The organism is Bradyrhizobium sp. Ash2021, assembly GCF_031202265.1.
Classification (GTDB): Bacteria; Pseudomonadota; Alphaproteobacteria; order Rhizobiales; family Xanthobacteraceae; genus Bradyrhizobium.
In genome coordinates, this window is sequence record NZ_CP100604.1 from 6,016,452 (window position 1) to 6,037,798 (window position 21,347).

Genomic DNA, 21,347 nt, shown 5'->3' on the forward strand with positions numbered 1-21,347 from the left:
GGCCTGCGCCTTTGCTGTCGAGAGGCGGCGGCGGAGTTTGCATGTTCATCGCCAACTCTTAGCTAGAGCTGATTTGAAGCACAGGCGAATTTCAGACACCCCCTCGAGTTTTCTGGCATCTTGTGAAGGCTAAAACAGACCAACAATCTGGCCGTCAGCGCCGACGTCAATCGAGTCAGCCGCTGGCAGCTTGGGCAGGCCCGGCATCGTCATGATCTCGCCGCACACCGCCACCACGAATTCGGCGCCGGCCGAAAGCCGCACTTCGCGCACATTGATAGTATGATCGACTGGTGCGCCCTTGGCGTCCGGATTGGTCGAGAAGCTGTACTGGGTCTTGGCGATGCAGACCGGCAGCTTGCCGAAGCCCATCTCTTCCCAGGTCTTGAGCCGGTCCTTGACCGACTTATCGGCGGTGACATTCTTGGCGCGGTAGATCTCGCGCGCAATGGTTTCGATCTTCTCAAAAAGCGGCATCTCATCCGGATAGAGAAACTTAAGCTTGCCGCGGCCGGAGTCGATCGCATTGACCACGGCCCTGGCCACGTCGGCGGCGCCCTCACCGCCCATGGCCCAATGATCGGCCATCAGCGCCTCGACGCGGAGCGAACTGCATTGTTCCTTGACCAGTGCGATCTCGGCATCGGTGTCGGCCGAGAAACGGTTGATCGAGATCACCGCCGGAAGACCGAACTTCCTTACGTTCTCAACATGGCGGCGCAAATTGGCCATGCCGGCTTCCAGCGCCTTGAGGTCTTCCTTCTTGAGATCTTCCTTCTTGACGCCGCCATGCATCTTGAGTGCACGGATCGTGGCGACGATGACGACGCAGGACGGTTCCAGACCGGCCTTCCGGCACTTGATGTCGATGAACTTCTCGGCACCGAGATCGGCGCCGAAGCCGGCTTCCGTGACCACATAGTCGGCAAGCTTCAGCGCGGTAGTGGTGGCAACCACCGAGTTGCAGCCATGGGCAATGTTGGCGAACGGACCGCCGTGGATGAAGGCGGGCGTGCCTTCCAGCGTCTGCACCAGATTGGGCGCGATCGCTTCTTTCAACAGAGCGGTCATGGCGCCGTGCGCCTTGATGTCCCTGGAGCGAATCGGTTTGCGTTCGTGGGTATAGGCGACAATAACGTTGCTAAGCCGCTCCTTTAGGTCATCGAGGTCCTTGGCAAGACAAAAGATCGCCATGACCTCGGAAGCCACGGTGATGTCGAAGCCGGCCTCGCGCGGATAACCGTTAGCGGGGCTGCCGAGCGAGCAGACGATCTCGCGCAACGCGCGATCGTTCATGTCCATGACGCGCCGCCAAACGACGCGGCGGCTATCGATGCCCAGCGCATTGCCCCAGTGGATGTGATTGTCGATCAGCGCCGACAACAAATTATGGGAAGAGGTAATAGCGTGAAAGTCACCGGTGAAGTGGAGGTTGATGTCCTCCATCGGAATCACCTGGGCATATCCACCGCCAGCAGCGCCGCCCTTCATGCCGAAGGATGGACCGAGCGAGGGTTCGCGCAGGCAGAGCATCGCCTTCTTGCCGATGTGGTTGAGCGCGTCGGTAAGGCCGACCGTGGTGGTGGTCTTGCCCTCACCGGCCGGCGTCGGCGTGATGGCCGTAACCAGGATCAGCTTGCCGTTCGGCTTGTCCTTGAGCGACTTGACGTAGTCCATCGACACCTTGGCCTTGTAGTGGCCGTATGGTTCGAGGTTTTCCTCCGCTATGCCAAGCTTTTCACCGGCAACATCCATTATCCGCCGCTTGGTGGCGGACTGTGAGATTTCGATGTCGGATTTTGGCGACTGATGTTGTGATGCGGGCATTATAAATCCAGTCCGTGCGCCGACTTCGACGCTGTCCATCATGCGTTTCGAAAATCGCTGGCGGCGCTTTGCTCGGGCAGCCGGCGATCAGGCGGTCTTTTTGGCGGCGGACCGCAATTCGTCGATCTTGCGTTCCCACTTCATGTCTTGGGCGAATGAAAGACACTCTTCCGGGCTCATAAACACCGTTTCCTTCTCGGCCGGATAGGCGCGATTCACGACGTCCTTCATGTATCGGGAGATCACGTCTTCCATAATCGGTATCAGGTCGGTGTAGATGCGCGAATGCCGCGGCACGTGCTCTTCCCAGAGATGGAACAGATCCGAAGAGATAATGTGCACGCCATGCGCGGCATTGCCGGCGCCGAGGCTGATGACCGGAACCGGCAGCGTCTGGGCCAGGTATTCGGCAACTTCCGACGTCGTCACTTCGCACAGGATCGAGAAGCAGCCGGCATCGACCATCGCCTTGGCATCTTCGACCATTTCCTTGGCCCGCTTGGCGGTCTTGCCTTGCGCGACAAAGCCGCCAAGCTGCGGCATGCGCATCGGGGTGATGCCAACATGGCCCTGCACCGGAATGCCGGCGCGCACGATCGCCTCAATATTCCTGGCGTGATACTTGTTGCCTTCGCATTTCATCACCTCGGCATTGGCTTCGTGCACGAAACGACCGGCGTTGGCCACCGCCTGTTCCGGCGAAACGTGGAAGCTCCAGTACGGCATGTCGACCATGCGCAGGCCATATTTGGAGCCGCGGTCGATCGCCTTCGACATCATCATGACCTCGTCGAAGCTCACCGAGACCGTGCTCTTGTGGCCGAACAGGATCATGCCGCCGGTATCGGATACGCAGAGGATATCCATGCCGAGGCGGTCGGCAATGACCGCGGTGCGATAATCATAGGCGGCAAGCTGCGTGATCGGCTCGCCCTTCTTCATCTTCGCCATCAATGTATTGATGGTGACCTTTTTCCTTGCCGGCGCCTCAGCCATAACCAATCCCCCTTCTCACCAAGCCGTTTCGAATGCGTTGAAGAACCCGGCAGCGATCTACGCCGCTCAGCCGTTTTTCGTTTGCAGGTGCATGGAGCGCTATGGCATCCGGTCCGTCAAATATCCAAAAACTATCGTATATGTGCCTTTGGCTATGATGGGCGCGATCGCCGATCAAGGCGGCCGCCGGATTGCAGCCTGGGCGCGCGCCGCAGCAATGCCATCAAGAAACCCCACTGCCCCAAGGGTTTGTGCCGACAATCCCTACAAACTTGAAAACTACGCTGTCCCATAAAGACTGGCAGCGCATCGCCACGGCTCCCTCGCGCAGATCTTAACCCTAGGCATCGTCTATATAGACATATCCAACATTTATATCGAAGAACCAGATCGCAGGGCGCTTGGATCATGCCATTGAAGAAGTTCGGCGCGCCGCAGATTTTGACGCCGCGTCGTTAAATCAGAGCTTCGACGGCGTCCTCCGTGGTTGACAAACTCCTTGTGTGCCTTCTGAGCCGCGGCGCTATCGACCTGGTGCAGGGGTTCCGAGGTTTCCACAGCACGTTCGCTTCGGCGTACCGGGAGTTGCCTCGTTCGAGCGGGGCAGCCGAACGATGTGTCTAGTGCCTTTGCTTATAATTTTGGATCATCGCAAGAAGTGCGCGCACCGCGTTGCTCTGACCGTGATCGCGATGCCGCTTCGTTCGACGGAAGCTCAAGGGTGACATCAAGCCGTTCAAGCGGATTGCCGAGACGGATGAGCTTCTGCTCAAAAAGCCGAGCGCGTGCCGGAACCCCTCTCTCTCAGGATGCAGTTCGCTTGAGTGATCTGACTCTTGCTGATTTGACGGAGGCGACTCCACGGATGTTTTGCCCGGCCACGATGATGAGTTCGGAGAAGCCCCACCTGCCCCGAGACGAGATTAGGTTCGTGAATCGTGCCCTCGACAAAACCAATCTCCGCACTGCCAGAGCTAACCGCCGCCGCCGCCGCCACCTGATCCGAATTGTCAATTGATAGTTTGATATCAATATTTGGGTGCGCTGCGTGAAACTGCACAATGCGTTCGGGCAACCAATAAGCTCCGGTGGTCTGACTGGCATCAAGGTTTATGATTCCGCGGCTCAGCTCGCTCGAACTCCACCTGACATGGCTCGACGCCCAGCTGTTGGTCATTGTAACGGCGCCGACCTGTGGCGTTGCATCAAGGCGCAGGGATTTAGGGGCTCGGTGCGAGTCGTTACAGAATGGGCGACACGCCGTCGGCGTGCCGAAGCGCCCTGTGCTCAGAGCCTACAGCGCGTGCCGTCCGCGAAAACCATCGCCCGGCTCATGGCCAACGGCCGCTATACGCTGTCAAAGTCAGAGACGGTCACCATCGTGGCGATCGAGCAAGGCGTTCCTCTCCTGGTAGAAGCTCGAGCCGGGTTCCTGTCCGTATTTTTCGGGATCGGTATCTTCCCGATTCTGAAGCTCTATATCGCCGAGCAGTACCCGACCGAGCTGCGCGGAGAAGGGGCCGGCATCGGTGAGGCCGTGAGCCGCCTTCTCGGCGGCGTCGTGGCGACCTACTACGCGTCCTAAATCCTTGGCGTCACACGGGTGTCCGGCGTGCTGCTGTTCGTCGCCGCGCTCGGCGCGCAGTTTCTCGTCCCGATGATGCTGTAGGGGAGAGAGACGGCGGGCGTAAGCGTCGAGTAAATAGGCGCTGCATTGTCTCCGCTCGTCGATGTCGCCAAGCCACCTCAGGCCGCGACGACACATGTGACCGAGGTGTCAACAAGTTGACAGACTCGCGCGGCGAGGGCGACGTCTATTACGAAGTATCGACGCGCAACGGGAGCCTGAGAAAAGGCAAAAAAACCTTCGTACGTCGCCATTCGTACGTCGCGACGTGAATTAGAACATGAACCACAGGGGAGGAATGATGGCGATGACGGTCCATGATATTGTCTATCGCGAGCTCGACCAGTCGCGCGTGCAAGCATTGCATTGGAAAGTCGGGGCATTCGCCGGCCTCGGTGCCTTTCTCGACGGCTTCGACTATGCGGTGATCGCTATTGCGCTGATCGGCATCATCCCGGAATTCAAGCCAACTCCAGCCGAGATCGCGGCTCTCGTCGCGGCAGCTTACGCGGGGGGCGCACTCGGCGGAATCCTCTTCGGAAGCCTTGCTGACCGCTATGGACGGAAACTCCTGTTCCTGCTCGACATTGCCTTCTTCATCGTCTTCGCCATCCTATCAGGCTTCGCGACGAGCGTTTGGATGCTCATTCTTGTGCGGTTTTGCCTTGGGGTCGGGCTTGGCGGTGATTTTCCTCTGAGTGCGTCCTATATGACCGAATTCGCGCCTTTGAGATATCGCGGCCGCCTCGGATCGTGGGTCGGGTCGTTCTGGTGGGTAGGGGCGCTCGCCGCCATGCTAGTCGGGGCCGTTTTCTTTAGCGTCATGACACCAATCGAGAGTTGGCGATGGATCCTCGCTTCGGGGAGCGTGCCTGCGGTGGTCGCGCTTTGGCTCAGGGCGGGCCTGCCGGAGTCGCCCCGCTGGTACCTCGCGCGCTCACGGGTCGATGAAGCGTTGGCGGTAATCCGTAAGATCAACCCAGCAGTCACCGCGTCCGATGTGCTAGCTCTCGCTGCAAGCGTCCGCGCCGAGGTCTCACAGCCTGCGGCGAGGCTCACGGAGCTCTTTTCACGGCAAGTACTGCGTTCAACTGTATTCACGGCTGGCTTCTTCACCTGCTACACGCTTGCCTTTTACGCAGTGACGATCTATGGCCCCACAATACTCAAGAATCTTGGAGGCTATACGAGCCCGGAGCAGCTCGCGCTTGGGACGGCTTTCTATTTCCTTTGGGCCTGCATCGGTGCCTATACCAATGTATTCGTCGTCGAGCGGCTTGGTCGCAAGCGCTGCCTGCTCATTTCGTTCACGGGTATGGCGCTCATCCTGTTCGTTGTTGCGGCCGTGTACCCTTCGACATTTCTGATCAGCATTCTTCTCCTCGCTGCCTTCCAGTTCTTTCAGGCGTTCGGGCCAGGCGTACTCTGGGCGTCGTACATTCCCGAGCTGTTCCCAACGCGGCTCCGCGCCTCAGGCCACGGTTTTGCGACACTTTGCAGCCGCCTCGGCGCTGTGCTGTCGAGCTTCCTGTGGGTCTGGGCAGCTGCTACATTCACCATCAACGGGGCCTTCATGGTGCACGGGCTGTTCGCGGGCCTGGGCATCGCGTTGACGCTCGTATTGGGTGTCGAGACGCGCGGCCGCAGTCTCGAGGAAATCAATAGCGAAGAGAAAGCGACACTGCTCCACCCGCCTCTGGATGATAGGCTTGCCGCTGCTGTATCTCCCCAACCCTAGGGAGCGTACCTTGACACGCGCTTTACGAGGTGCCGGGAGAAACCCGCCGAATTGCTATCGAGCAGCAACCAACCCTAGCGCAGCATGCCGATCGAACCGGTCGCTACTCGATATCTTGCCTCAATTCAGCCAGCATGACTTTGACATTTTACGCGCTGCGTGCGCAGAGCGCGTCTATGCGCCAGGTGAGCGCATCTTTACGCAAGGAATACCGCACACGGCCACGTATTTGATCCTCTCCGGGCTCGTCCGTACCTACTACACTTCCGCGATCGGGAACGAAATTACTCTGGCTTTCTGGTCGAAGGGGGATTGGATTGGCGGACCTGATTTGTTCGGAAGAGAGCCCAACCATATCTGGTCGGCCGAGGCGGTAGAGAAGAGCTCGGTGCTGGCGCTGCCAGGACCACGGTTGATGGAGCTTGCAGCTAAGATTCCCGCTGTCGCCATGGCGGTGATAGAGGCCCTCATCTTCAAGCTCAAATGGGTGTCACTTCTGCTGCAGACGCTCGGTACAGAATTAGTGAGCGAGCGTCTTGCGCATCTTCTCATCAAGCTTGGCGAGGTCCATGGAGAGACAACGAGCGAGGGTATCGTTATCCGGTATCCATTTAGCCAAGAGGACCTCGCTGCAATGGTGGGGGCCTCGCGCCAATGGGTGAACAGGGCCTTCGCAAGACTTAGGCGCGAAGGAATAGTTTGCCAGCGGCAACGCCACATCATACTTAAGGATCCAGATCGGCTCGCGCGGGGAATATGACATTAGGGGCGCCCTCCCGAGGCGCCTTGATCGTGATTGGCGGCTGCTGGGCGTAGTTTATCTCCGGTCAATGCCGACGCTGCTAAACGAAGCGGACTCAGCGAGACGATTGTCGCGTTTGTCTGCCGGCTCTGGTTGCGATCGACCTGCAATTGCTGGCGGAAGACGCCCCGCGCACTGCCCCGGAACGGCTGTTCGACTGCGCAAGCCTTGCGGTAGCGGAAAACTCCAACGGTCTCGCGGCCTGCGCAACGGATTTCCAGCCGGGGCCGTTCGGCTTCGTGCGAATTCTGGTGATCGACCGCGGCATGGATGCGGAGCAGACCGGCGCGCTGGTGCAGCGGGTCATCGAAGTCGAAACCTATCGCACGCTGGGGGCTGCCAGAAGGGCAACGCCTCGCGCCGTCGATCGCTGCCTCCAAGCGGCGACTGGTTGAGTTCACCGAAGAAATGCGCCGCGCCGGCGATCTCGCCCGCAATCACAAACTGCTGGATGAGTTGACAACGCTGACCGCGGAGGTCGAGGCGGCGCAGCCGCGAGGGTATTCCGCTTCGGTGCCGGCGGCGCCATGAGGAGATCGTCGAGCAAAGATTGCAGACCATCGGCGAGCGCAAGGTCGCCGCGCTGCCGACCTGGACCTCGTTCCTGGCACGGCGGATGAAACCGACGTTGCGCACTTGCGTCACCTTCGAGAACAGGCGGCCAAGTCTCTCGCTGAAGTTGGCCCGCGCCGCAAATCTGCGGCGCACCCGGGTAGATGTCGAACTAAACTAGAGCAGCAGAACCAGGAACTGCTGAAATCGATGAATGCACGGACGCGGCTGCAACTGCGGCTGCAGACCGCGGTATGACGAACTGCTCTTGATCGCCGAACTGATGTTGCACGACATGGACTACACATTCATTTCCGAAGCACGGGCAGCATTCGTTCGCTACATCGCGTTGCGCAAGACGCAGCCATCGTTTTTCAATGCGCGCTCGCTCCGCAATGCGCTCGACCGCATGCGATTGTGCCAGGCCAACCGCCTCGTCGCCGATCTCGATTGCATCTTTACCGCCGGTGACATCAACTCGATCGAAGCGCCGGCCGTGCTGGCCCGACGGGTATTTTCGAAATCCCAGCCGGGCTCAGTTGAGCGTTTGAACATCGAGAGGAAAAGCCTAAAGTCGATGCCTGAACCAATCATTATTGCACCGTCAATTCTGTCAGCGGGTTTTGCCCGCCTCGGCGAGGAGATCAATGCCATCGACGCCGCTGGTGCTGACTGGATCCATTGCGATGTGATGGACGGGCATTTCGTTCCGAATATCAGCTTTGGTCCCGACGTCATCAAGGCAATTCACCCGCGCACGAGCAAGGTCTTCGACGTCCATCTAATGATCGCGAGAGCCGGATCCGGCTCGAGGTCGATGGGGGTATCAACATCGATAGCGCGGCCCAGGTAGTAGCTACGGGCGCTGACACCATCGTCGCACGATCGGCTGTGTTTCGAGGAGGAACGTGGGATGCGTATCGGGCGAACATCGCAGCCATCCGAACTGCTGCAGCAGCCCCACACCCCGCGGTTCAACCCGAATTTTCTCTAATCACTGCGACGGCTTCGATGCGGCCGATGAACAGCGCAACCACCACCGACACCGCGGTAATCACGAAATGATTCCACAGCATGCGGATCGGATTGACGAATGACCAACTGTAGGCGCCAACCATCAGGGCGCCATCGGCAGCGTCGATGAGTGCCATGCTGGCGGTGAACAGCGCCAGCGCGTCAGGGATGCCGCTTTGGAGCTTGCGGGATCGTTTCGACGAGGGGGGCAACTCGATCGAAATGCGCGAGTGAGAGCTGCCGTGTTGCGGAACGCTGTACTCGTCCCGGCATCAATATGACGGCGCTGCGGTGGCAAAAAGGCCAACCGCCGCTCTATCGCATTGGCGTCCGTCCCACGTATGGTGTTTATCTATTTTACCTTTCGTCTCGGGGCTTCGGAGCCTCAGGGTTAGCCGCCGTAGTTGTTTGTCAGGTAGTCGGCGATTACCTTGGCGTCGGCATCGTCGATCGGCGCGCCGAACGCCTTGCGCATCTTGGTAACCTCGGCATTCCAGCCCGCCGCGTTGAGGAACGGCGCGTTCATCGGGACATAGGCGAGGCTGTGGCAAGCTTGGCAGTTGGCCTCGACCTTTTCGACGCCGTCCGCCCTCTTTAGCGTGATTGTCGGCTCTTCGGCGACCGCGGGAAGCGTAATCAGTACGGCAATGAATGCAAAGACGCAGGTTCGCATGGTCTTCCCCTCAGGCCGTCAGAGTGAGGTTTTGCATGACGTTGTTATGGTATCCAGCCGGGTTGAAGATCAATTCGGCGGTCTGGCTTTGGCCGATCTTGTTTGTGGCGTTGACCATTACGGTGTTCTTGCCGCGCTTAGCCGACAGTTCGAAGCTCCACGGACGGAAGGCGTAGTTGCCGAGATCCTGGCCCAACGTTGCATTCGACCACGTCTTGCCGCCGTCGGTGGAGACCTCCACTACGCGGACGCCGTAGCCGCCATCCCAGGCCAGTCCGCTGACCGTGACCTTCCCCGGTTTCACCTTGTCGCCGTCGTGATGGCTGGTGATCAGCGAACTGACGACGATCTCCGTGATCGGCGTATTCGGTGCATATTCCTGTGAGGTGAAGCGCGCTACCAACGGGAATTTCCCGAGCGGAATGCGGTAGGCCGGGTTCATCCAGAACCCGCCTTGCGGCTTGGTGAGCGCGTTGATGGCGATGATGTGCTTGATCCAGTAGGTTCCGGTCCAACCGGGCACGACGATGCGCGCCGGAAAGCCGTTGAACTGCGGCAACGGTTGACCGTTCATTTCGTAGGCGATGATCGTCGACTCTTCGATCGCCTTCCACACCGGGATGCTCTTGATGAAGTCCGGTGTTTTATCGTACGCGGGACCGTCGGCGCCGTTGAAGGCAATCTCGATCGCCTCCTTCTTCAGGCCGACCTTGTCGAGCACGTCCTTGAGTCGGGCGCCTTTCCAGCGCGCGCAGCCCATGGCGCCGTACCCCCACTCGACGCCAGGGACGTGTGGATTCGACAGGCCGCGGCGATTGCCCGAGCATTGATTGACGGCGACCACTTCGACCGCCGGCATTTTCTTCAGGTCGTCGAGCGTAATCTCGGTCTGTCCGTTGGCGGCATCGCCACCGACCGCGATCTTGTAGGTCTTGGCATCGACGTCCGGAATGTCGGAAAGGTGATAGCGGATAAAGAACTGATCGTTCGGCGTGATCGGCGTGCGGAAATATTCCAGCGGAGATTCGTAATTCGGCGGGCGATAGGAGAGCCTGATCAGCGGCTTCTTGCCCGGCAGCGCCTCCATGGCGGCAACGTCTTTGAGATCGCCGGGCACGCCCGGCGATAAGTCTACACCGGAAGCCTCGGCCAACTTCGGCAGACTCAATCCAGATACAGCAAGCGCGGCGCCTGCCGTGCCAATCAAATGGCGTCTTGTGAGCATGATTTTCTCTCTCCAGATATTTTTTTATAGCCGATCGAGCTTTATTGCCGATCGATTTAAAGCTCAGCCGTGTCGTATCAACACCAGTCCGCCGGTGACGATCGCGAAGATGACCGCGGTCGAGCCCAGCACGGTGGTGATGTGGCGCCAGCCGAGAGCGATGATGGTCTTGATCGAGGTGCCCAGACCGAGTGCGCCGATCGCCACCAACAGACCCCATGTCGAAGCTTCGACCAATGCGCTCTTCATCGGAGCGTAGGTCGGCAGCAGCGACGGCATCAGCGGCACGGCGCTGTTCAAGGCGCTCAGGGCCAGGAACACGATGGCGAACACCGGCACCGGAACGCGTGCCTGGCCGTGCTTCTGCCCTATGCGGGTGAAGTACCAGCTCACGCCCACCACCACCGGCAGCAGCAGGAACACGCGGAACAGTTTGACAACCACCGCCGTGTTGCCGACCGCCGTCGAGACCGCGTAGCCGGCGCCAACCACCTGGGCCACGTCATGAATGGTCCCGCCGAGCATCACGCCGGTAGTTTGCGGATCGAAGCCGAGTAGGACGCAGACCGGCGGATAAAGCAGCATCGCCAGAGTAGCGAACGCATTGACCGCCACCACGACGAAAGCGATGTCCGGCTGCTTGCTGGGATAATTCGGCACCACCGTGGACGCCGCCAGGGTTGCGGAAGCGCCGCACACCGCGGTTCCAACCCCGACCAGCGCACCGAAGCCTGGCTCACGCCCGTACCAGCGGGCGATCAAAAACCCGGACACCACGGTCACTACCATCGAGATGATGATCAAGGCGGCCACTTTGGGCCCGAGTGCGGCGATATCGGCAAGCCCGACGCGCAGACCCAACAGCGCTACCGCCCAGCGCAGCACTGTGCGCACACAGAAAGCCATGCCGGGCTTCACCAGCGGACGCGCGGCGAGCGGATTGAGTGCGATGCCGACCACCAGCGCAATCACCATGCTCGGGATCGGCACGACGCGCGCGACGTACGGTGCGGCGAGATAGCCGATGATCGCCACGATCGTCGACAAAGCGACACCCGGGGCGTAGTCGACAACCATCCCCTTGGAGGGCCACAGCGCTTCCGAATTTTGTACGGTCACGAGAACGTCCTCACTGCTAGCTTTTTCCGCGCGCTGGCATCTAACGGGATTGTCGAAAATGATGTAACCGTTCTCCATCTCAAGCTGGCCTTCGAACAGCGTGGTATTAGAACAGCGCGGTATTAGGTCGATGCCCCGACGGCAATGAAGATGCCGCTCACCGGCACCCCGGAGAGCGCCCCCTGTTGGACGTCTTACAGGCGCAAGCGCTTACCAGGACCGCGCGTATGTTGGTGCGAGCCGTGTAAAGCGCTGCCGTGCAGCCCGCCGGACCGGATCCGAGGATGAGAAGCGAGGTGTACCTGCCCCGCCCGCGATGGTGCGAACAACTCCCATTGCACAAACGAGGGCAAATGGCTGGGGATCGGGATCAGCTGGCGGACGCGCGTGCTGCCTCCCCCGGGCCCCGAGGCTCAGCGCGCCCTTCCCGTTTCAGCCGATCCGCCAGCTCCTGCAGATTCTGAACCTCATAAGTCGGCGTCATCCCAATCTTCAGCATCGGTTGGCGCGCGCGATTGGTCCACGCGCATTTCAGTTCCTGGCGAACCGCGCCGACGATTTCCCAGAAGTGTCCGGTAACCCAAAGGATCTGTTCCTTTGGACAGCCAGCCCGGCGCATGCCAAGCTCATAGACCTTAGGCGAAGGCTTGAACGCCTGAGCCTCATCCCCGCTGCTAATGATCTCGTCCAGATAGGGGAAGGTCCCCGCAAACTTGCTGTGCTCCTCAATCATCTTTTTCGTCGGGTTGGCAACGATCTTCAAGGTGTGCCCTTGTTCCTTGAGCGATTTCAGGGCGCCGACCACATCCGGGTAGGCCCGCAGCTTGTGATAATTGGCATTAATATCCTTGATCGCCGCTTCGGACAGCTCGACGTGATGCTTGTCGAGCGCCCAGCGGAGGCAAGCCTCATTGAGGCCCGGGTGCGGCACGAACGAGTCGGCCAGCGTCGTGTAGAACATTGCCCATTTCTGGTGCGTCCGCCAATCCTGGGCAATCTTTTGCGCGGTGTGCGCCTCGCCGACGTACGGCTCGATCACGTCTGCGATTGAATAATTGTCGACAAGAGTGCCCCAAGTGTCGAACAGTAATGTCATTGCCATAAGCAATCTCCAGTGTGGCTACGTCGCTCACGGCCCAGACGATTCCGCGACCGCGCGACTACCCCTGCGCCATATCAAAACGACCCGACCGTCCTCCCCTAGTATTGGCGGAACTGCATCGGCCCCTCAGAAGGGCGGCAAGCGTGTAGACATCATCCTCTCGACGGTTGCGGCGTCGCTATCAATTTGTTGACACAGCCGGCGGAATTTTCGCGTCGTGGGATGTCCGCCTGGACCTTGTCGTCACCATGGGCTTGCCCGCGTGCCGCCTGGCCATAGGCCTCGACCAGCTCGACCGCGCCGTGCATCCCCTCGGTGAACGCCTAGCGTGCCTCCTCGAGAAAGCTTTCCAGCACCGCGCCCTGAATCTCGCCGAAACTCGCCGAGCTCAGCATCTTCAAGTTGCGCGGGCGCGGCAGCGCGACATCGATCACTTGCTTGACCGCGGCCGGCGTGTTCGTAAGGAGGATAGTCTGGTCGGCCAGCAAGATCGCCTCCTCGATCTCGGTCGTCACAAAGATCGTGGTTACCGGTTCATCCTCGAAGACACGCAGCAGATACTCCTGCATCAGTTCGCGTGTCATCGCGTCGAGGCCGCGAAAAGGCTGGTCAAGCAACATTACCTTGGGACTGTTTATCAGCGCCCGGGCAAGCTCCGCCCGCCGCCGCATGCCTCCAGATAGTTGGTTCGGGTACTTCCCCTCGAGGCCGTCGAGCCCGAGTTTCGCGAGCAGGGCACCCGCCTGCCGCCGCACATCGGGGCCGCGTGCCTTGCGGTTCATCGGTCCGAACAAGACGTTGGCCATGGTCGACTTCCATGGGAAGACCGCTGTTTCAGGGAACACGACGAGGCGGTCCCAACCAGGTCCTTGAACCGGCTGTCCGTCGACCAGTATCTCACCTTCGCTCGGAGATTCATATCCGGCCACGAGGTCGATGATCGTCGTCTTGCCGCAACTCGACGGGCCCAAGAGGGCGGTGAACCGCCCCGGCGCGATATCGAGATTGCATGCCAAAAGCACGTCTTTCGTGCTGAACCGTTTCGTGACATTGCGGAACTGCACGCGGCTCGGGATTGCGGCGGTCATCGCGCGAACTCTCGCTCACCCGCCTGAAAGGCCTTGACGGCTTCCTCATGCACTGCTTCGGTGACCTGCTCCTTGAGCTTGAGAAAATGCTGGGAGGCGAGCACCTTGTGCGAGCGCGGTCGCGGAATGTCGGTTTCGAAAACCTGCGTGATCCGCCTTGGGCGGGTAGTCATCACGCTGACGACATCCGCGAGGTAGATCGCTTCGACTAGACTAGCGACGCGACGAGGTCAAAATCATTCAGTTGACACATGGGCGCGCTGCATGGCCACGGCGTCGATTTTGTCGGCTAGCATATTGTTGACAAGCGCCATTCCGCTCATCGAGTCGAAACGCTCGACTTCGACGTTGGGAAGGTAGGGTTTCCACAGTTTCGCTCCAATGACGATCGTTACTACCCAGGTCGGGGTCAGCGGCTGGAAGCCGATCACGATCTTGAGCTTCTCGTCCGAAACCAATTTCTGCGACAATGTCGCAGTGCTACTTGCCGCGAGGCACACCAGTCTATGGCTACTCGGAACTGAGCAAGTTGCGGCGCAACACGACCAGCCGACGCTTGCCCAGCTTCACTATCCCCAGCTTCACTATCCCACGACTCTGTAAACCAGCCAGTGCATTCGTGACCCATTGCCGTGACGCGCCGACCATGGCGGCAAGATCCTCATGCGTCAGCGGTGCGTCAATCACGAAGCCGCCTTCCTGGGGTATGCCGTATAGCTCGCAGAGTATGTCGAGCAGATGCGCGACCCGTTCGCCAACCGATTGCGTGCCGAACATCTGTATCAGTCGCGAGAGCCACTGCACCTTGAAACTGAGCGCCTCGACGACGCCTATAGCCAATTCGGGAACCGTGGCAACGAGGGTCCGCATATCGGTATCGCGAATAACGAATGCTTCGGTCGAGGTAACCGCTTCGCAGGACCAGCCGTAGGCGCCGCGACCGAATACGCCGAGCGCGCCGAGCAAGTCGCCACCTTGCCAATAGGCAAGCGTTATCTCGCGGCCTGATGCCGCGGAGTAGAAAGCGCGCGCGGTGCCCCTTCGGATGATGAAAACCCGCTCCTGCAGATCGCCTTGCCGGAACAGCGACTCGCCGGGCTTGTAGACTCGCCGATGCGTCATAGCGGTCAGCTTTTCCGGAGCCAGCGCCATGAGCTGGTCTAGGATGCTCGGCTGACGAAGCGGCCAAGGCGGCACCGCGCTAAGCTGGGTATCTAAACCTCTGCCGCGCTCTTTCGGTCCGCAATCTCGTCTACGGGAAATGACATCTCCGCCAAGCCGAACATCCCTTAACTGAACCATATTCTCTTGCCTCCGACCCAGATCGAGGCGATACTCGCATACCGACAATCGCGCTATAGCGCGATTAGGAAAAGCAAAAATTTGATGCTATGGACGTCAAAGACGTCTTCAATCAAACATATCTCATGCCGCCTCGTTCAAGGAGGTGATCACGAGAGGCGAAGGAGTTCGGTCAGGCGATCAACCTCGAACCCGATCACCAACGTCCCATCAATCAACGTTGTCGGCAAGGTCCGTGATCCGAGGCGCACGAGTTCCTGGCGGGCGGCGGCATCCTTGGTGACGTCGCGCGCGGTAAAGGCGATGCCATTCCGCGACAGGAAATCCATTTCCTCATGGCAGACATGGCATCCCGGACCATGGAAGACCACTATATCCATCACTCTTCCTCCACAACATGAGTCATCCCGTAGCCGCTCTCGCCATAGCCGCGCGGGACGATGCCGCGCGCCAGAATCCAGTTCGGATCCTCCGTCCGATCGGTCACTTCGATGAGTCGGTCGCGCGCGGCAGCCAGCAGGCTACCTACGCGGCTATCGAGCCAGAGCCAGTCATTCGCCTTAGCAGCGTTCTCGAGCGCGCTCTCGTCTTCCGCGAGACGGGCCTCCAAGCAAAACGCCTTGAGATCGTCGACCGACAGCCGAACGAACTGCTTCTCGCTGATAGGCTCGGCCGCGCCTCGTTCGCGAGGCACGATCTTCTCGCCGCTTACGAAGCGGTGCACCACGTTTGCGGCGTCGATAACGGTTTCGGGAGTGACCCCTGAGAACCCTACCTGCGTTCGTCCGCCATAAAGGTCGCAATAGCGACGATGCGAACCAGTGAGCCGGAGAAGCTCCTGACAGATGGCCGCAAAGTCGCGGTCATAAGGCCGCGGTCCAACCGAAATCGGCTGACCGCTGTCAGCGGCCGCGAGGATCGTCTCAAGATCGCAGCCGCTCGGTCCGCAACTCCGGCCGAGCGCCTGATGCTTGGCATCGAGATGCTCAAGCTCCGGCGGCAAGATCAAATCCTCCAACACCGGCCGCTCCGATCGACTTAGCAATTCGAGCGCCTTGCGGATGACCAGACGCTGCACAGAGACGTTCCGCGGCGCCCCCAGCGGGCGGCCAAACGGAAAAGGTACCCAAAGCGCCCGCGGAGGGCGGACCGCCTCAGTGAACCGTCGGACAAGCGAAATCGAGGTCGTCGCTATCCCGCAAGCTTCAATCTGGCGCTGGATCACACCCACGGTGTGAGAGCAGAGCGGTCACGTAGGCACCAGGATAGCAATGTCCACTTGTGCTGCCTTGAGAAGATGGCCGACGGAGGGGGCGCTGTCGTCGATCAACTTGTCGAACTGAAAAATAGCCCCCATGAAAGTGTAGAAGTTTTCGGCGACGGCACCGATGACCCGCTCTTTTGCAAGTTCGCGCAACCGGTCGACTGGCATGACGACGTTGACGTCCATGGCGAAGCCGGTGCGATCCCAATTCGTGCTGACATGCGAGAACGTGAGCTCGGCCGGGTCGGTGTCGATTGGGATCGCCCGGTAGCTCGGATCGCCGGCAGGATTGGCGAGATCGAATGGCTTGTCGCTTCTACGGATCAGGCCGGAAGTCGTAATGACAGCCACCTTGGACTCGGAAAGCGGTTTGGACAGCGCTGTCCAAGGCGGATCTCCTTCCGAGCGGCATTGGAAATTGCCGAGAAATTGACGAGATTCTTCGTCGAGGTCTTCGAGACGGGGCACCGTAATCTCCCGGATGAACTCACCATTGAGCATCGATCTGTTACCATCATGCTCAACGTTCGTATGTCAAGTTGTTGACAGCCTCGTCACCCGCGAGAGCGCCTTGCTCGACACCGGGGAGACGGTTTGCCCCGTGAGCCGACCGCCCAGGAGATACTCGCTGTCGGCGCGGATCTCGTGACTTTTAGCGGCGACAGCCGAGCGAAATCGGCCGAGAGAATGCTGGGAGCGATGCGGTGCGCGCGCGGGGTCACTTGAGCCCTCGCGGTCGGCTACGCCCGCCGGCGGGCGTAGCCGTGGCATGGCTGCGGATCGTGTAGTTGATGGGGGTCCTTCGGCACGGATAAGTTCGAACCCGAGCTCCTCCTCGCGACAGTTGACGATGAACGACATGCGGAGCGTCTCGAAGTCCTTTCTCGAGTCGAAGCCGAGCACCTTCACGTATTTCTCGGGATGCGCCGCGCGACAGGCGTTGACCTCGAGCATCACGCCGGCCGGGTCCGTCACGTCGAACATCGGCGTGCCCGACATCTCCCAAAACGTGTTGCGAGGGTGCGGACCGTCCGTGAACTCGATGGCGACTGCCCAACCCTGGCCGAGCTTGATCTCGTCGTCCGTGAGATCCGGAAGAAATGAGAACTGACCTTGCATGAGCCGCATCGGTGACCTCTTTTCGAACGATCGTCAGGCCGCGGTCAGCGTCGCCACGTAGTCGATCGAATCGGTTGACGCGTAGTCGAAGGTGACGTCCTTTCATGTATCGAGCGTGGCGCGGCGCGACTGGCACCGTCTGGCGGCCTGCGCGAGGAGGCGCCGGCATGGATGCCCATTGCATGGCCGATCGTGCCGCCCCCTACGCGCCGGATCGCAAGGTTGAGCGACCTATCGCCCATCTCGCCGGCTTGCGCGGCGTGCTGCAGGTGGACGACTATGCCGGGTACAAGGTGCTGGCCGTGGCAAGGTGCGGCTCGCCCTCAGCTAGACTACTTCCCGGCGCAAAATTGATGTTTTCGAGCCTTTGGTCAATAGCGTGAAGCAAAGCAAAACCCGCCGGGGTGGGTGGCGGGCTCTGAAGAGCGCGACGATGATTGCGAGAACTTAAGGGGCAGCTTGTTTGCCCATCGCCCGTCCGATGTTGATGAGATTGTCGGAGATCACGCCTAGCCCGACCCAAGGCCGGGTCGAGATCGACAGCAAAGCCGTCGAGTGCTCGTAAAAATGGGCTCTTCGCCGGATCAGACGGCCGCGCCGAGCACTGGGCCGTGGTCGCCTCGTTGATCGAGACCTGCAAACTCATCGGCGTCGAACCCCACGGCTGCCTCGCCGACGTCATCACCCGCATCGTCAAACGGCCCCCCACAGAGCCGGCTCGACGAACTCTTGCCTTCGTCCTACCCAGCTGCCCTCGAACTCAACGCCGTGGCCTGACGACGCCGCTTACAATGAACCTGCTATAGCGCTCGACGCAAGTTTCGCCGCGCCTCGTCGGGGCGGTGAATGGCCTGGAGGATGGACCGGCCGGCGCGCTCGACTGGCCCATGTTAATCCCTAAGACCCTATTCTCGCGGTCAAGCTATTTAGGTCCTCTCGCTATCATTCAAATATTGGAAGTCTCTCGAACAGAGGCCTCGAATCTTGGAGGGTGTTTCCTTCTATTTCGCGAATTTCACTGACGCCCAGGCTGTTGCTGACGAAGGCGGCACTCGCGCGCGCGAGATCGAAGGGCGATATGATTTTCTCTTCGACGTCGAGGATCGACAAAAGGCGTTGGCGCGCCAATCCCGGGAGGGCGCCCTCCGAGATGGGCGGCGTTCGCCAGCGACCGTCCACCTGAAGGAACAGGTTCCCGACCGTGGCACAGACGATGTTGCCCGGGCCGTTCAGCATCAATGCATCATCCATCCCGCGCCGGGCGGCGTCGCGCCGTGCCAAGAGGTTATCTCCATAATTCACTGACTTGATTCGAGACAGAGGCGACTGCTCGTTCCGTCGAGTGATGTCTGTGATAACCAGCCTTAGCGGCGCTCGCGCCGGCGGCAATTTGGCGACCGTTGCCAGCAGCGTCGGCTTTGCTGGATCATCCGCGGGCCAAAGGCCCCGCCGATCGGACGGACCGCGGCTCAACGTCAGACGAACAACGCTTTCCGGCTGGTCCCACGCCGCCAACAGTGCGCCTAGCCCCTCTTCGGCGGTGTCATCAGCGAACGGCATCGGGATGCCGAACAGGGCCGCGCCCTGACGGAGCCGCGCGAGGTGGTCGTTGAACCACAAGAGCCGCCCGCCGCGTGCCCGAATGGTTTCGAACACTCCGTCGCCCAACGCGAATCCACGATCGAATGCAGAGACGCGGGGCTCTGCCCCGGACAACATGTGTCCGTTTAGCCAGACGAGCGGCGCCGTGTTCACGTGTTCGTCGCTTCCGCCCGGGTTCGAGCGGGCCTGTCGTTGTCATCGATTTCGACTAAACCGACGTCGAATCGGCCAGCGGTCGCAGTCACAATCGCCCGCACTGAGGCGCGTGCTTTCAGCATCATCTCTTCGAATTCGCCATCAGGTGTCGATTGCGCGACAATGCCGCCCCCGATGCCCATACTCAGCTGAGCGCCGACCGCCACGATGGTGCGAATGACAATGCTGAGATCCGCAGCGCCATCATCGCCGAGCCACCCGAGGGCTCCCGAGTAAACTCCCCGAGCACGGTGTTCGACGTGATCGATGAAATCCAGAGTCCGGTGCTTCGGCGCTCCTGTCATCGATCCGCCGGGGAAGGCTGCACGTATGAGGTCGAGCGTCGTCGCGCCCGATCGCAGCACGCCATGCACCGTACTGACGAGCTGGTGCACGGTCGCATAGCTCTCGACCGCGAACAGCGACGGGACCTCGACGCTTCCTGGCCGACACACGCGGGACAAATCGTTCCGCAGCAGGTCGACGATCATGAGATTTTCTGCGCGGTCTTTCTCGCTCCTGCGCAGACGCTCGGCAAGGCCACGATCGATCGCCGGATCCCGCGCACGCCCGATCGTGCCCTTTATCGGTTTGGCTTCGACGCGTCCGGCTCTGTCGACCGACAGGAACCGCTCGGGCGACGCGCTGAGAACAGCGCCTCCCGGCCAGCGTAGAAAGGCAGCGTGCGGTGCCGGGTTGATCCAGCGCATCGTGCGGTAAAGATCGAGCGGGTCAACCTTGACGTCGCAGACGAGTTCGTTGGTGAGGCACACTTGGTAGGTTTCACCCTGACGGATCCACTCGAGGCAGCGCTCAATATCCTCTAGATACGTCCTGCGGCCGCGATCGAGCGCGAATCGAATGGGCGCCTGCCGGTCGCCTGGCTGAAGGCGTAGCGGTGGGCGCGCCCGGGACACCGCATCGGCGGTGCCATCGACCCACCTCTCGGCGACAGCCAATCCCTCATCGTCACAGATCGCCACGACATGGCTGCGCTGAGCCGAGTGATCGACGGCAATGAATCGATCGACCCGAATGAAGAACGCTGAGGGAGTGGCCGCACGTCTCGCTGTCGGCGAGCCGCATTCATTGCGCAATTCGTAGCCAAACCATCCGACGTGGCCGCCAACGAACGGGCAGGGCGGCGCTGAACGCAGCGCCCCGCCGCGGCTTCGTTCCAGATAGGCGAAGATACTTGCCTGCTCCACGCGCTCACCGGCGGCATCTCGTATCGAGACGCGCTGGCTCGACGTGTCGTAAGAAACAACGGCAGCGCGCGGCCCGGAGGCGTCACCCATGAATGACCAGTTTGGTCTGCCAGGCTCGACGACACTGCTATCGAGCCAAAAGCTCGTCGAGGAATTCGCGAACAAGGTACAGAAGGCCGCCTCCGTGTCTATCGCACGTGGGAGCTCCCGCCATACCGCCCGCTGGAGCGGCTTCGGCGGCGCCGACCCGAGCACATCGCAGGAACGCTGCACTGGTGTAAGGGTCCGCCTGTCATTTCGCCAACGACGCGTCAAGTCGCGGAAATTGGCGATGAGTCGAGGCCCGTATTCGGTGCAAATCGACTCCGGATGGAATTGGACCCCCCAAACGGGTCGCGAGCGATGGCGCAGCGCCATGATCAGCCCATCCCCGGTCCAGGCTGTCTCGGCCAAGGCATCGGGCAACGGGCGGGCGACCACGAGGGAGTGGTAGCGCACGACGTCGAATAGAGACGGAATTCCGCTGAAGAGCTCGTCGTCGCAATGCCGAACCTGACTCAGCCGCCCGTGCATCGGTGACGGCGCCGTGATGACGGCTCCGCCATGAGCAACCGCGATGCCCTGGTGGCCAAGGCAGATGCCGAGGATTGGCACGTTCGCGTGGGAAATGGCATCGGCCGAGACGCCAAAATCTACCTGCCGATCCGGTCGCCCTGGGCCGGGAGAGATCACGATGTTGTCAAAATCCTGCTCGGCAAGTGCCGCCCAACATGCCTCGTCGTTGCGGACGACCGATGGCTCCTCTTGGTTTGCCTCGGCAAGCAGGTTCACCAGATTATAGGTGAAGGAGTCATAGTTATCGATGACGAGCGTCCTCAAGACCGTGCCTCGTTT

23 protein-coding genes and 4 pseudogenes are annotated in these 21,347 nt (G+C 60.5%); 9 read left to right on the forward strand and 18 right to left on the reverse strand.

Going from position 1 to position 21,347, the window contains the following annotated elements; genetic code table 11:
- Positions 1 to 129: 129 nt before the first annotated feature.
- Positions 130 to 1,827: a formate--tetrahydrofolate ligase gene (locus tag NL528_RS29045; RefSeq protein WP_309177816.1), complete on the reverse strand. Its 1,698-nt coding sequence runs from the start codon at positions 1,825 to 1,827 to the stop codon at positions 130 to 132.
- Positions 1,828 to 1,914: 87 nt separating this feature from the next.
- Complete coding sequence (locus tag NL528_RS29050) at positions 1,915 to 2,778, reverse strand: 3-methyl-2-oxobutanoate hydroxymethyltransferase (protein ID WP_309177817.1); 864 nt, start codon at positions 2,776 to 2,778, stop codon at positions 1,915 to 1,917.
- On the opposite strand from NL528_RS29050, the gene NL528_RS29055 reads away from it, so the two are divergent.
- Positions 2,747 to 3,118, forward strand: coding sequence for a hypothetical protein (locus NL528_RS29055; RefSeq protein WP_309177818.1), 372 nt, complete (start codon positions 2,747 to 2,749; stop codon positions 3,116 to 3,118). The genes NL528_RS29050 and NL528_RS29055 overlap by 32 nt on opposite strands.
- Before the next feature lie 474 nt (positions 3,119 to 3,592).
- On the opposite strand, the gene NL528_RS29060 is transcribed toward NL528_RS29055, so the two are convergent.
- Positions 3,593 to 4,000 (reverse strand): LysR substrate-binding domain-containing protein, encoded by a 408-nt coding sequence (locus tag NL528_RS29060; RefSeq protein WP_309177819.1) that lies wholly within the window; start codon positions 3,998 to 4,000, stop codon positions 3,593 to 3,595.
- A gap of 126 nt (positions 4,001 to 4,126) precedes the next feature.
- Here NL528_RS29060 and NL528_RS29065 point away from each other — a divergent pair, with 126 nt between their 5' ends.
- The 6 genes and pseudogenes from NL528_RS29065 to NL528_RS29090 all read left to right on the forward strand — a co-directional run bounded on the left by NL528_RS29065 (position 4,127) and on the right by NL528_RS29090 (position 8,607).
- The gene (locus NL528_RS29065) at positions 4,127 to 4,408 is read left to right on the forward strand and encodes a hypothetical protein (RefSeq protein WP_309177820.1); all 282 of its coding nucleotides are present in this window, start codon (positions 4,127 to 4,129) and stop codon (positions 4,406 to 4,408) included.
- A gap of 343 nt (positions 4,409 to 4,751) precedes the next feature.
- On the forward strand, positions 4,752 to 6,188 hold the full coding sequence (locus tag NL528_RS29070) for an MFS transporter (protein ID WP_309177821.1): 1,437 nt from the start codon (positions 4,752 to 4,754) through the stop codon (positions 6,186 to 6,188).
- 115 nt (positions 6,189 to 6,303) lie between these two features.
- Positions 6,304 to 6,948 (forward strand): Crp/Fnr family transcriptional regulator, encoded by a 645-nt coding sequence (locus NL528_RS29075; RefSeq protein ID WP_309177822.1) that lies wholly within the window; start codon positions 6,304 to 6,306, stop codon positions 6,946 to 6,948.
- 125 nt (positions 6,949 to 7,073) lie between these two features.
- A pseudogene (locus NL528_RS29080) lies at positions 7,074 to 7,797 on the forward strand (DUF3422 family protein); the annotation flags it as partial.
- A gap of 40 nt (positions 7,798 to 7,837) precedes the next feature.
- Positions 7,838 to 7,924, forward strand: a pseudogene (locus tag NL528_RS29085) (hypothetical protein); the annotation flags it as partial.
- Positions 7,925 to 8,119: 195 nt separating this feature from the next.
- Positions 8,120 to 8,607: pseudogene (locus NL528_RS29090) on the forward strand (ribulose-phosphate 3-epimerase).
- Here NL528_RS29090 and NL528_RS29095 read toward each other — a convergent pair.
- From NL528_RS29095 to NL528_RS29155, 13 genes are all read right to left on the reverse strand, one after another.
- A complete protein-coding gene (locus tag NL528_RS29095; protein ID WP_309177823.1) occupies positions 8,517 to 8,768 on the reverse strand; it encodes a hypothetical protein in 252 nt (83 codons plus the stop codon). The pseudogene NL528_RS29090 and the gene NL528_RS29095 sit on opposite strands and share 91 nt — an antisense overlap.
- A 179-nt stretch (positions 8,769 to 8,947) precedes the next feature.
- Complete coding sequence (locus tag NL528_RS29100) at positions 8,948 to 9,229, reverse strand: cytochrome c (protein WP_309177824.1); 282 nt, start codon at positions 9,227 to 9,229, stop codon at positions 8,948 to 8,950.
- A gap of 10 nt (positions 9,230 to 9,239) precedes the next feature.
- On the reverse strand, positions 9,240 to 10,454 hold the full coding sequence (locus NL528_RS29105; RefSeq protein WP_309177825.1) for a molybdopterin-dependent oxidoreductase: 1,215 nt from the start codon (positions 10,452 to 10,454) through the stop codon (positions 9,240 to 9,242).
- Between the two features lie 63 nt (positions 10,455 to 10,517).
- A complete protein-coding gene (locus NL528_RS29110; protein WP_309177826.1) occupies positions 10,518 to 11,573 on the reverse strand; it encodes a putative sulfate exporter family transporter in 1,056 nt (351 codons plus the stop codon).
- 370 nt (positions 11,574 to 11,943) lie between these two features.
- On the reverse strand, positions 11,944 to 12,675 hold the full coding sequence (locus NL528_RS29115) for a haloacid dehalogenase type II (RefSeq protein WP_309177827.1): 732 nt from the start codon (positions 12,673 to 12,675) through the stop codon (positions 11,944 to 11,946).
- A 323-nt stretch (positions 12,676 to 12,998) separates the two neighbouring features.
- A complete protein-coding gene (locus NL528_RS29120; protein WP_309177828.1) occupies positions 12,999 to 13,763 on the reverse strand; it encodes an ABC transporter ATP-binding protein in 765 nt (254 codons plus the stop codon).
- Complete coding sequence (locus NL528_RS29125) at positions 13,760 to 13,936, reverse strand: hypothetical protein (RefSeq protein WP_309177829.1); 177 nt, start codon at positions 13,934 to 13,936, stop codon at positions 13,760 to 13,762. Before NL528_RS29125 ends, NL528_RS29120 begins: the two co-directional genes overlap by 4 nt.
- Before the next feature lie 63 nt (positions 13,937 to 13,999).
- Entirely contained in the window at positions 14,000 to 14,233 is a 234-nt protein-coding gene (locus tag NL528_RS29130; protein ID WP_309177830.1) for a hypothetical protein, read from the reverse strand.
- Positions 14,234 to 14,273: 40 nt separating this feature from the next.
- Positions 14,274 to 14,915: a Crp/Fnr family transcriptional regulator gene (locus tag NL528_RS29135; RefSeq protein WP_309177831.1), complete on the reverse strand. Its 642-nt coding sequence runs from the start codon at positions 14,913 to 14,915 to the stop codon at positions 14,274 to 14,276.
- Positions 14,916 to 15,214: 299 nt separating this feature from the next.
- Positions 15,215 to 15,445: a glutaredoxin family protein gene (locus NL528_RS29140; protein WP_309177832.1), complete on the reverse strand. Its 231-nt coding sequence runs from the start codon at positions 15,443 to 15,445 to the stop codon at positions 15,215 to 15,217.
- Positions 15,445 to 16,143 carry a hypothetical protein gene (locus NL528_RS29145; RefSeq protein WP_309177833.1) on the reverse strand — a complete coding sequence of 233 codons (699 nt, stop codon included), beginning with the start codon at positions 16,141 to 16,143 and terminating at the stop codon, positions 15,445 to 15,447. Before NL528_RS29145 ends, NL528_RS29140 begins: the two co-directional genes overlap by 1 nt.
- Positions 16,144 to 16,314: 171 nt before the next feature.
- Complete coding sequence (locus NL528_RS29150) at positions 16,315 to 16,797, reverse strand: glycine/sarcosine/betaine reductase selenoprotein B family protein (RefSeq protein WP_309177834.1); 483 nt, start codon at positions 16,795 to 16,797, stop codon at positions 16,315 to 16,317.
- Positions 16,798 to 16,863: 66 nt separating this feature from the next.
- Complete coding sequence (locus NL528_RS29155) at positions 16,864 to 17,457, reverse strand: ribulose bisphosphate carboxylase small subunit (protein ID WP_375143900.1); 594 nt, start codon at positions 17,455 to 17,457, stop codon at positions 16,864 to 16,866.
- A 158-nt stretch (positions 17,458 to 17,615) separates the two neighbouring features.
- On the opposite strand from NL528_RS29155, the gene NL528_RS47240 reads away from it, so the two are divergent.
- Together NL528_RS47240 and NL528_RS29165 are read left to right on the forward strand one after the other, a co-directional pair.
- A complete protein-coding gene (locus tag NL528_RS47240; protein ID WP_375143901.1) occupies positions 17,616 to 17,831 on the forward strand; it encodes a transposase in 216 nt (71 codons plus the stop codon).
- 140 nt (positions 17,832 to 17,971) lie between these two features.
- Positions 17,972 to 18,225: pseudogene (locus NL528_RS29165) on the forward strand (transposase domain-containing protein); the annotation flags it as partial.
- A gap of 165 nt (positions 18,226 to 18,390) precedes the next feature.
- On the opposite strand, the gene NL528_RS29170 reads toward NL528_RS29165, so the two are convergent.
- On the reverse strand, positions 18,391 to 19,104 hold the full coding sequence (locus tag NL528_RS29170) for an aminotransferase class IV (RefSeq protein ID WP_309177835.1): 714 nt from the start codon (positions 19,102 to 19,104) through the stop codon (positions 18,391 to 18,393).
- Positions 19,105 to 19,199: 95 nt separating this feature from the next.
- On the reverse strand, positions 19,200 to 21,332 hold the full coding sequence (gene pabB, locus NL528_RS29175; protein WP_309177836.1) for an aminodeoxychorismate synthase component I: 2,133 nt from the start codon (positions 21,330 to 21,332) through the stop codon (positions 19,200 to 19,202).
- Between the last annotated feature and the right edge of the window lie 15 nt (positions 21,333 to 21,347).